Annotated in this window: 13 protein-coding genes; 4 read left to right on the forward strand and 9 right to left on the reverse strand. The window is 37.5% G+C overall.

The genetic code is table 11. The annotated features are described in order from the left end of the window. Positions 1-88 precede the first annotated feature (88 nt). From RQ763_RS04815 to RQ763_RS04840, 6 genes are all read right to left on the reverse strand, one after another. Entirely contained in the window at positions 89-1,030 is a 942-nt protein-coding gene (locus RQ763_RS04815) for a hypothetical protein (protein WP_314151516.1), read from the reverse strand. 3 nt (positions 1,031-1,033) lie between these two features. Then, positions 1,034-1,702, reverse strand: coding sequence for a Crp/Fnr family transcriptional regulator (locus RQ763_RS04820; RefSeq protein WP_314151517.1), 669 nt, complete (start codon positions 1,700-1,702; stop codon positions 1,034-1,036). After that, the gene (locus RQ763_RS04825) at positions 1,699-2,133 is read right to left on the reverse strand and encodes a hypothetical protein (RefSeq protein ID WP_314151518.1); all 435 of its coding nucleotides are present in this window, start codon (positions 2,131-2,133) and stop codon (positions 1,699-1,701) included. Before RQ763_RS04825 ends, RQ763_RS04820 begins: the two co-directional genes overlap by 4 nt. Positions 2,134-2,213: 80 nt before the next feature. After that, complete coding sequence (gene ftsZ / locus RQ763_RS04830; protein ID WP_294927042.1) at positions 2,214-3,332, reverse strand: cell division protein FtsZ; 1,119 nt, start codon at positions 3,330-3,332, stop codon at positions 2,214-2,216. Positions 3,333-3,341: 9 nt separating this feature from the next. Then, positions 3,342-4,700, reverse strand: a complete 1,359-nt coding sequence (ftsA, locus tag RQ763_RS04835) for a cell division protein FtsA (protein ID WP_314151519.1) — start codon at positions 4,698-4,700, stop codon at positions 3,342-3,344. 1 nt (position 4,701) lies between these two features. Further along, on the reverse strand, positions 4,702-6,165 hold the full coding sequence (locus tag RQ763_RS04840; RefSeq protein ID WP_314151520.1) for a peptidylprolyl isomerase: 1,464 nt from the start codon (positions 6,163-6,165) through the stop codon (positions 4,702-4,704). 152 nt (positions 6,166-6,317) lie between these two features. Between RQ763_RS04840 and RQ763_RS04845 the strand changes: the two genes are divergently transcribed. Continuing rightward, a complete protein-coding gene (locus RQ763_RS04845) occupies positions 6,318-6,668 on the forward strand; it encodes a hypothetical protein (protein WP_314151521.1) in 351 nt (116 codons plus the stop codon). 3 nt (positions 6,669-6,671) lie between these two features. Further along, positions 6,672-7,973, forward strand: coding sequence for an adenosylmethionine--8-amino-7-oxononanoate transaminase (locus tag RQ763_RS04850; protein ID WP_314151522.1), 1,302 nt, complete (start codon positions 6,672-6,674; stop codon positions 7,971-7,973). A gap of 4 nt (positions 7,974-7,977) precedes the next feature. Here RQ763_RS04850 and RQ763_RS04855 read toward each other — a convergent pair whose 3' ends face one another. Then, entirely contained in the window at positions 7,978-8,568 is a 591-nt protein-coding gene (locus RQ763_RS04855) for a class II aldolase and adducin N-terminal domain-containing protein (RefSeq protein ID WP_294927057.1), read from the reverse strand. A gap of 43 nt (positions 8,569-8,611) precedes the next feature. Continuing rightward, entirely contained in the window at positions 8,612-8,986 is a 375-nt protein-coding gene (locus RQ763_RS04860) for a metalloregulator ArsR/SmtB family transcription factor (RefSeq protein WP_314151523.1), read from the reverse strand. A 93-nt stretch (positions 8,987-9,079) separates the two neighbouring features. On the opposite strand from RQ763_RS04860, the gene RQ763_RS04865 reads away from it, so the two are divergent. Together RQ763_RS04865 and RQ763_RS04870 are read left to right on the forward strand one after the other, a co-directional pair. After that, positions 9,080-9,559, forward strand: coding sequence for a rhodanese-like domain-containing protein (locus RQ763_RS04865; protein WP_314151524.1), 480 nt, complete (start codon positions 9,080-9,082; stop codon positions 9,557-9,559). A 10-nt stretch (positions 9,560-9,569) separates the two neighbouring features. Continuing rightward, the gene (locus RQ763_RS04870) at positions 9,570-9,923 is read left to right on the forward strand and encodes a DsrE/DsrF/TusD sulfur relay family protein (protein WP_314151526.1); all 354 of its coding nucleotides are present in this window, start codon (positions 9,570-9,572) and stop codon (positions 9,921-9,923) included. Positions 9,924-9,941: 18 nt separating this feature from the next. On the opposite strand, the gene RQ763_RS04875 is transcribed toward RQ763_RS04870, so the two are convergent. Further along, positions 9,942-10,884, reverse strand: a 943-nt coding sequence (locus RQ763_RS04875) for a DnaJ C-terminal domain-containing protein (protein WP_314151527.1), incomplete at its 5' end; no start/stop codon positions are given.

Raw genomic sequence — 10,884 nt, forward strand, 5'->3', positions numbered from 1 at the left:
GATATTCTCCTTAAATTTCATTAATAACAAAATGGTAGTTTAATTTGAGTAGTAATAATTTGATTAAGGTCAAATTATTTAATTAATTTTATTTTTTAAGTTTAGAATATAAAATGAGAGCGTCTAAATCTTTTTTTAAATTTTTTAACTTTATAGCTGTTGAACTCAACTCTTCAAGAGATTGTATTACGGCATCCTCTTTTTTTCTTAACTCTTTATCTCTTGTTTTTTCGTTCATAGCATATATTAACTCTACTAGATTCTCTATATGTTTTTCTGTAGCCTCTAACGATTTGTAGGTGTATTCTATAGTATTTTCAGAGTACTCTATGGAGTCGTTTATTTTTTTTACAAGTGAATTAAAATTGTCTTTTGCTTGCGTTATATCCGTACCGGCATTCTCTATTTCAATAGGCTTTAGTTCTTTGATTGATGCATTTGAAATAATCTCTTTTGAGGCAGATAGAAATTTTTGTACAAAAGCGATAACTGTTTTTAACTCGGTAAATAAGTATAGAAGAAGTAGTACTAAAAAAATAAAAAGTAAATATTGAATATATTTGTAGAACTGCTGTTTTTCTTCAAAACTCTCTTTTTCTTTTTGAATGATATGGTTAAATTCTAAAATAAGTTTTAAGTTGGTGTTATAGATCTCTTTTACACTTTTTTCAAATAAAATATTTGAGTAGATGGATCTGTTTTTGAACTGATCTCTGAAATTTTGTACATTAAGATAAAAATCGTTCCATAGTTTCGCAATATTTTCATTTGTTATAATATTTTGTTCTCTGTAATTCATAACATCTAAAAATTTTCTTATGGAGTCGTCGAGTGTTTGTGTGGAGCTATTTGGATTTTTAGAGATATAAAAAATATTTTTTGATATCTCTTGAGTAAAATCTTTTTGTTCATTCATTGTGTTTATAAAATCATTATGTTGTGAAATGCTTTTTGACGTGTAGCTAAAAAGAGTTGCAAGCGTAATTGATAGAACAAATATTAGTGCGCCTACAATTTTAATTTTTTTCAAGTTTTACTCCTCATAGATAGAGATTAGAGCTTCTTTGTCTAAAACTACTATCTTCCCATTTTTAGAATCTATGATATTGTCTCTTTTTAGTATATTCAAAACTCTTGAGAGTGTCTCCGGCTGTATATGAAGGATAAGTGATATTTCTGCTCTTTTTAAATTGTTGAATATATCCAAATCATCATATAGCATCATAGCGACTTTTGCAGTAGAGTTAAAGATAAACTCTCTATTTATGAGTGACTGCAGTTGCTGGGAATTTAAAATAATTTCATTGATGAACTCAGAACAGAGAAAGCCTTTGTCTAGAAACTCTTCTTTAAATTTTTTGTAATCTATTTGAAGTATTTGAGAATCTTTTAGAAGTGCTACATTTGCAAAAGAGTTAAGCGTGCCTTGTTTTATGTTTGATATTTCAGTTATTAGAGAGTTTTCATATATATAGTATAAAAATATTTCATTATTATGTTTGTCTATTTTATATGCTTTTGCCAACCCTTTTAAAAGATACAAAAGAGAGTTGTTCTGTTTTTTCTCATAATATACAACATACTCTTTAGAGTAGTTGTGTATGACTGAGATAGATGATAAAAGTTCTATTTGCTCTTTATCAAGAGATGAAAAAAAATCTAAAGAGGAGATAAGCTCCTTGGAGGAGATGTTTTTATTCATTGCAGGGTATTAAAACATATCTCTTTGTTTATATCGAACTTAAACAGTTCTGCCTTGCTGTGGGCACTGTTATATATATACTGGATTGAAATATCTGCGTCTAAAAAGCGTTTAGAATTTCTGCAAACACCTAGAGTTACAGCCTCTTTCATTCTGCTATGATCCTCTTTTTTTACACTTTCATCACTTTTTGGGGAGATATCAATTTCAAATATATAAACAAGCGTGCTGTTGTCTGCTTTGATGCTTCTGAGTTTTGTATATTTATCGATTGTTGAGGGCAGTGCCTTTGATAACTCTTGGGCAGCTAATTTAGCAATCTCTCTGTTTTGCTTTTTCATGTTTTGTGATGAAAGTTCTCCGCTTTGTAGCTGCATTTCTGAGGCAAAAGCAGAAAACATTATAAACAGTGTCGTAAATAAAAATTTCATTTTTTCTCTTTTTTTGTAAAAAATAGTGCGCAACAGCAACACTTAATTACTTAAGCGTTGCAAAAAAAACTAAAAAAGTTTTAATCTTGTTGCTGTCTCATATATGAGGGAATATCTAAGTGACTGCCGTCTAGATCACCGCCTACAACCAGTCTTGGGCGGATTTTTGTCACAGGAGTCGGAGCCTCATTTACAAAGTTCTCGTTATTTGAACCTGCATGTAAATCTTTCTCAAAACCTGTTGCAATTATTGTGATTTTTACATAGTTTTCAGGAAGAGAGTCATCTGTTGAAGTTCCAAAGATAACATCTGCATCTTCATGCGCACTCTCTTGGACTACAATCATAGCTTCAGATGTCTCTATCATAGGAAAGTTAGGATGCATATGGAAATGAACCAAAACACCCATCGCTCCGTTTATTGAAACATTATCAAGAAGAGGAGACTCAATAGCCGCTTTAATAGCCTCATAAGCCGCATTTTCTCCCTCATGCTCGCCCACACCCATAAGCGCCATGCCTTTATGGCTCATAACCGTTTTTAAGTCGGCAAAGTCAAGGTTGATGTCGTTTGAACCTGTAGAGAGAATGACGCCTGCTGTTCCGCTTACAGCTTGAGCCAATACGCTGTCAACTATTTTAAAACTGTCTTTAATTCCCAGTTTCCTATCAATAATAGAGAGAAGCTTATCGTTTGGAATAACTACGATAGAGTCACTCTCTTTTTTAAGCTCTTCAAGTCCCGCTTTAGCAAGTTTGAGTCTTTTTGGGGCTTCAAACATAAAAGGCTTCGTGACGATAGAGATGGTTAGGGCATCTACTTCTTTAGCAATCTTTGCAATTACAGGAGCAGCTCCGGTTCCGGTTCCGCCGCCAAGACCTGCCGAGATAAATACTATGTCAGCTCCCTCAAGAGCTTTTTTTATCTCATCGTAGTTCTCTAGCGCAGACTCTTTGCCGATTTCAGGTTTCATACCTGCACCAAGACCCTTTGTAAGCTTTACGCCTATTTGGATTGTTGTTGCACCGACAGTCTCTTTTAATGCTTGAGCGTCTGTGTTTATCATAATCATCTCAATGCCGGTAACACCCTCTTTGATCATGTGTCCTATCATGTTACCGCCGCCGCCGCCTACGCCTACAGCCACAATCCTTGCTCCATTTATTCCACATGCTTCTTCAATTAAAAACGGTTCCATATTCTCTCCTTAAAATAACTGTGTTGCCCAGTTCCAAAATTTACTAAAGGCTCCAGCCTCGTCCTCTTTTTTGTTCTTTTTCATAGATATTGAAACAATACCCTCTTTTTTATGACTCTCTTGGAGGTGTGGTGTTGAGATATCAGGCTCTTCGGTTAGATTTATGCTGCTGTGACCCGTAAGAACTTCGTTTGAGTGTCTAACTCTTTTGTTTACGTCTATTTCGTACTGAGTGTATGCAGATGCTGCATACATAACAAGACCGATTGCGCTTGAGTACTCCGGTGAGCGAAGGTTCTCAAAAAGACCATCCATCTCTTTTGGCTTTGCAAGACGCACAGGCACAGAGCCGAATGTTGCAACGGCAAGCTCTCTCATCCCCTCCATTTGGGAGAATCCGCCTGTAAGAACTATGCCTGCTCCGATTTTATCTTTTAGCCCGCTATTTTCGATAAACTGAGCTAAAATCATAAGAGTCTCTTCAACTCTTGCATAGATTACATTATGCACGACTTCAAGAGAGACTTCGTGTGTTGTATTTTCATCGCCAATAATCGGGAGTTCTATTAGGTCGCTGCTTGGATTTAGAAGTGAGCCGTAGTTTAGTTTTACGCTCTCTGCAATATTGAGCGGAGTGTGCAGCGCCATGGAGAGATCACTCGTCACATGGTTAGAACCGACTCCTAAAAAATCGTTATATCTGATGGAGTTGCCTGCGTGAATTGTAATATTACTTGTGTTTCCGCCCATATCAATAACGGCAACGCCAAGCTCTTTTTCATCTTCATTAAGTGTTGCTATTGAAGATGCATACCCTGTTAGGACAATGTTTTCAACTTCAACGCCAGCGCCGCGAACAGCTTTTCTTAGGTTGTTTAGGTTTGATTTTTGTGTTGTGATGATGTGCGTCTCAACCTCAAGTCTTGAAGCATTCATCCCAAGAGGGTCTTCTATATAGTCTTGATCGTCTGCTTTAAAGTTGTAAGGAAGAGCATGAAGTACTTCGTATTCGTTTGGAATATTGGCATTGTAAAGAGATGTCTGCATGACACGCTCTATCTCTTTAAAACTAACCTCTTTGTTTTGAATATTTACTATACCGCTGGAGTTCAAGCTTTTTGTGTAAGCGCCTGAAATGGAGACTATGGCAGTTTTTACCTCGCTGCCCGAGACTCTTTTTGCATCATTGAGAGCAGTTCTTATAGATCTTGAAGCAAGTTCTATATTTGTTATGCTTCCCTTTTTGAGACCTTGTGCCTTGCAAGTTCCCGCTCCTGTTATAGCTATGGAGTTATCGTCAGCTATCTCTGCGATAATTGCACATATTTTTGTCGAACCAATATCTATGGCTAAAACAGTTCTGCTCAACTTATAGTCCTTCGATAAATATCTCAGTTTTGTACTTGTTTTGTAGGATTTTAATCAACCCTTCGTTAAACATAGCACTTTTCAATCTAGCGATAACATCGTTTTGATTGCTGTTATCGTTCTCAAGCAGCTTTTGTTCCAAGATGTTATACATAACAACGTTTCCGCTCTCAAGAGCAATATAGCCTCTCTTTGAGTTTTTAGTAACAAGAGTGTTTAAGAACTCGTTCGCATCATTTTCGCTTAGATCTGTTAGCTTGTTATAATCATTAACCGTTATAAAATCGGTCGTTTTGCCTTTAAATGTAGCAAATGAGTTTTTTGCCAGCTCTGAGACTCTTATTTTTCTCTCTTGATCTGCATACATAGCAGTAACTTCACTCTTGGCATCTTCATAGCTTTTTGGTTGTGATGGGTTAACTTTTACAAGTTCAAATGTAAAATAGTCATCACCGACCATTATAGGTTTAGAAAATGGTGAGAGAGGAGTTAAACCAGATACTACATCAATAGCGTCTTTGCCAAAAGGGTTGTTTGAGAGAGAGATGGTCGCATTTTTTATCTCTTGCTCGCTAACTTCTCCCTTTTTATGCGCTATATAGCCTCTTAATGCCTCTTTTTTAGTCTCTTTTGCATTAAGCTCACTAACAACCATACTTCTTGCATCTTCTAAAGAGAGTATCTTCCCCTCGCTGTCTTTGAAGCTCAGTTTGTTCTCATCATAGTACTGAGCGATTGTAGCATCATCATATTCAAGTGAGAGTTTTGGCTGTTTGATGAACTTTACATCATAACTCACCTCACTCATAAAGCTGTTTTTCATCTTCTCCCAAAAAGGTTTTAGGGAAGCATCAGATGTATCGACATTTATTTGGCTTACATCTAAGAGTTTATACTCTATCTTGTCTGCGATATTCATTGCAGTGTTTAAGATTTTATTTTCACTCTCCTGCACCTCTACAGGCAGAAGCTTCAATGTTTTTTTGATAAGAAGCTCTTTTTTTACGTCAGCCTCATACTCTTTGATGCTTAGGTTATTTCTTAATAGAGCCTGTTTATATATCTCTTTGTCAAAAACACCATCTTTGTGGAAAAAATCCTGCTTTTTGATCTCATCTAAAAGTTCTGTGTCGCTGATTTGCAAATCATAAGATTTAGCCAGGTTGAGGACGAGTGCTTGCTGTGTTAGATATTGAAGAGCCTGTGATTTTAGACCAAAACTTTTTGCTTTTTCTTCATCAAACTCTCCTTGGAACATCTGTGAGTATTGATTGTAAAGATTTGAATAACTTTTTTGAAGCTCTCCCATTGTTATCTCAACACTACCTACTTTTGCAATTGCTCCGGCTTTATCTCCATAGCTGTATTGACCCCATCCGACAAAGCCGGCACCGACAAAAGCGATAGTAGAAATCCAAATAGTTATTATGAGATATTTTTTATGTCTTTGCATCCATGTGATCATCGGTTTCAAGCCTTGTTTATGATATTTTTGTAATTTTAGGTAAATTCGTATTAAACCTTGATAAAGAGAACTTAAGGTGATAGTAACTAAATATGAGTGTTAATTAAAAGGTGGTAAAATTTATCAACAAAGAGTTGAGAAAGGATTTGTATATGAACACTATAGAAAAATATTCAAACATTAAAGAAGAGCTGCCAAAACTGCCAGAGGTATTGCTAAATACAATTCAATCGGATGTGTTAGAGATAAAGAGCATAGACAAGGCGTGTGAGAAGTATATTCATACCTGCTCAAAGATGCCTGAATTTAAAGAGGCATTTTATGTTGTTTACTCAAAATATATCGATAGGGACAATCATCAATATGAGAAGTTTATTTTTTTAGGCAAAGATGGCGAAGAGCTCTTTGATGTAAGCGGAGCAGAGATGGGGCTTCACGGACTTTTGGTATGTACGAATCTTGAGCTTACTCCAGAGTATGAAGCCGTTGAGTTAAAAAAATAGTATATGAATAATTTAGAGTTAAAAAAGAGAGACTTGGAGGTTTTGTGGCATCCATGTACGCAGATGAAAGACCATGAGACACTCCCACTAATTCCCATAAAAAAGGCTCATGGAGTATACCTGGAAGATTTTGAGGGCAACTCTTATATAGATGCCGTTAGCAGCTGGTGGGTCAATCTTTTTGGGCACACTAACAGTTATATTAACGAAAAAATCAAAGAGCAGCTAGATACTTTAGAGCATGTTATTTTGGCAGGATTTACACATGAACAGGTAGTGAGACTCTCTGAGAGATTGGTAAAACTAACACCAAAGGGACTTAGTAAATGCTTCTATGCCGACAACGGCTCAAGTGCCGTTGAAGTCGCACTAAAGATGAGTTTTCATTCGCATAAAAATAGCGGTAAAGATAGAAAACTTTTTGTCTCTCTGAGTAACTCATACCACGGCGAGACAATAGGTGCGCTTAGCGTGGGCGATGTGAAACTTTACAAAGATACTTACGAGCCGCTTCTTATCCGAACCGTTCAGACACCTGTTCCAAAAGATATGAGTATAGAGTCGGCTAGAGAGGCAGCTTTGGCGTTTGGAGAGCTGTGTGAAGAGAGGGCGGATGAGATAAGCGCTATTATACTTGAGCCGCTTGTTCAGGGTGCAGGATACATGCACATGTACCATAAAGAGTTTTTAGTTTTGGTGCGTGACATTTGTAACAGTTACGACATTCACATGATAGCCGATGAAGTAATGGTTGGTTTTGGAAGAACGGGAGAGATGTTTGCGTGCGAGAGCGCTAACATAACACCTGATTTTATAGTTTTGTCAAAAGGGTTGACAGGCGGCTATCTGCCACTCTCGGTTGTACTAACAACAGATGAGATATATGCCAAATTTTATTGTGACTATAACGAACATAAAGCATTCTTGCACTCCCACAGTTATACCGGAAATGCCCTTGCATGCGCTGCTGCAAATGCGACGCTTGATATTTTTGAGAGAGATAACGTTATAGAGGAAAATAGAAAAACAGCTGAGTATATGTCCCAAAAACTCTCGAAGTTTCAAGAGCTTGAAAATGTGGCTTCCATCAGACAGACCGGCATGATCTGCGCAGTGGAGTTAAAAGGGTACAAACCTGAGGAGAGAATAGGGCTTAGAGTATATCAATACGGGCTTGATAACGGTGTTTTGCTACGCCCGCTTGGGCATGTAGTCTACTTTATGCCGCCTTATGTTATCACAAAAGATGAGTGCGACAAGATGATGGACACCGCTTACTCAGCTATAAAGAGTCTTCTTAAATAGAAGTTTAATCAAAAGCAGAGTCGTTTTTCGTGTTATCCAGCAGAAGAAGTCTACAGCTCTTCTCTAAAATGGCAATTTTTTTTGCCATCTCATGAACATCTCTGTTAAAAGTATAGACTCCATAACCTCTAATAACCATGATGTCTGTTTTTTTACTCTGAAAATAGTAGGCAATTTCACTGCTTGCTCTCTCATACCAGTCATCAAAGCTCCTAGGGTCAACTATCTCAATGGAACCCAACTCTTTATATCCGAAATAATCTTTTGGGGTAATGATATTGTGGTCTAGCGAATATGCCGTTGTAAAAGGGGGCATGCTAAAACAGATAAATTTAGCGTCGGATATTTGGGAGTAGATGCTGTGATGAATATTTGAGTCAATACTCGCTTGGTTCCATCTGTAATCTTTTTTATAATAAAGCTCTATAAGTGAACTCTCATCAAGCGCGTCAAATATGGCTTCTTTAGTATTGATTACAAAGCGGTTTGATTCAGTTTTTGCAGAGATAGAACCATGATATATGCCGAAAAAATCTTTTCTAAACATGGAGAGTGCAAGCCCGGATAGTTTCTTTTTGAGATGATCTTTATTCATTAAAATTGCTCTTTTGTTGAAATATAAAAGTTTATCACAAAGCTTACTTTAAAACAACGTCATCAAAAAAGAGTTCTCTGTTGTTCTCGAAGTTTTCAACTAGGTTTGTAAAGCATCCCCCAAGCTCTCTTATCGTTTCAATATTAGGCTCAATATATATTTTATTTGCCTTTTTTTGCATTTTTATGATGCCTGCTTCACGGAGCAGTTGCAGATGTTTGGATATTGTAGGCAGTGAGTACTCAAAGTGCTCGGCAATCGTCGATACGCAGGTAGCATGCGGATTTACTTTTACTTTAGGATTCTTCTTGTCAATAGAGCAGACATAGCCGCCGGTAAAAATATTTTTAAAGATTAGAAAACGGGTCTCATTACCCAGGGCCTTGAAAATCTTGATTTTTTGTTGCATATCGAGCATCTATTTTCCTTGACAAATTATTTAGATAATTATATCATACCAAAAGGTATTTAGTTAAATGCCTAAATAAGCAAATACTTGAAGGAAAAGATTATGAAAAAAGTATCAGGAAAGATGTTTCATGCAACGTTATTGTTAATGCTACTGCTCTCTAGCGGTTTGTACGCTCAAGAGAGTGGAAAAATGCTGCTTATCAATGAGGCAAAAAAAGAGGCGGGTGAAGTGACCCCTGAGCAACTAAAAGAGATGATAGAGGATGAAGAGGTCATTATTCTTGACGTAAGAGAGACTGAACAAAGGGCAGAAGGATACCTCTTTAGTGACTTTGCATCAGTAAATACAATTTCAATTACCCGCGGTAATTTAGAGTGGGAGATAGAGGATAAAATCAAAGACAAAGAGACTCCTGTTGTTACTTACTGCAGAAATGGCGGTCGTGGTGCGCTTGCGGCTCAAACATTAAAGAAGATGGGCTACAAAAATGCCAAAAATCTCAAAGGCGGGATTCAAGATTGGGCAAAAGCTGGTTATAGCGTAAAAACTGGATTGGGCGTTTTTAAAATAGCAAAATAGGAGATAAAAAATGATAACGATTATTCTGAACCATGAGCCTTACGATGGAAGCGATGTTACGTGGAATGCCCTGCGTCTCGCTTCAACACTACATAAAAATGCAGAAGAAGTAAACATTTTTTTGATGAATGATGCGGTTGATTTAGCAAGAGACAAAACGCAAAAGCCTGATAGTTATGACCATGATTTGGTTTTAATGCTAAAAAAGCTTTATGCAGATGGAGTTGCACTGCAAGCTTGCGGAACATGTAACGCAAGATGCGGTATCTTTAAAAACGAACCATACTTTGATGAGAAAATATCCTCAACAATGCAGGTTCTATCAGATTGGGTTGTAGGTAGTAAGCAGGTGCTTACATTTTGATTTAAACAGGAGGATTCCCTATTTAAACCAGTTTTTCATCTTCTCGATGGCAGAGTCCAAAACGCTCTCGTGCGGTTTTGACTCTATGCCGAAAGACTCTTGAAGTTTGCTAAGGAGTTCGCGCTGTTCGTCAGTCAGTTTTTTAGGGTAGGTGATGTTTACCTGTGCGATGAGATCTCCCTTACCGTGACCGTGAACATCCTCGATACCTTCGCCTCTAAAAACAAACTGCTGCTTATCTTTTGTGCCGATATCAAGCTTTAACTCAAGTTCTCCCGTTAGTGAAGGAATAGTGAGGCTCTCTCCCGCAACAGCCTGAGTAAAAAATACAGGAATTGCGATGTAGACGTCATTTGCGTCTCTTTGAAAGTGCTTGTCGGGTCTTACGTTAAAAGTGACATACAAATCGCCTCTTGTACCGCGTTTGCCGATATTTCCTTTTCCTGAGACTCTGAGGCGGTTACCGCTGTCAATCCCTTTTGGGATTTTAATGGTTACATTGCCTTTTTCCTCATGATACCCTTTGCCATCACAGCTACCGCAATGCGCTGAGGGTGCAGAACCGCTTCCATGACACACAGGACAGGTTTGAGAAAATGTCATAAAACCCTGTTTTATAAAGATTTGACCTTGCCCTCTACATTGATGACATGTGGAGAGTTTGCCGTCTTTTGCACCCGTACCCTTACAGCTGTTGCATGAGTTTTTGTACTTAAACTCTATATCTTTTTCGCAACCAAATACCGCTTCGTTGAAACTGATGGTCATATCGACGTTCATATCAAGCGGATACTTCTCCGTATCTGCTGGATTTTGGCGACGGCGCGACGAGCCCCCAAAACCGTTAAACATCTCTTCAAAGATTGAACCTAAATCATCAAACCCTCCAGAAGAACGACCTCTTCCGCCGCCCATGCCTTGAAGCCCCTCTTTGCCATATCTATCGTAAACACTTCGCTGT

It is taken from the genome of Sulfurimonas sp., from assembly GCF_032250635.1.
In the GTDB taxonomy this organism is placed as follows: domain Bacteria; phylum Campylobacterota; class Campylobacteria; order Campylobacterales; family Sulfurimonadaceae; genus Sulfurimonas.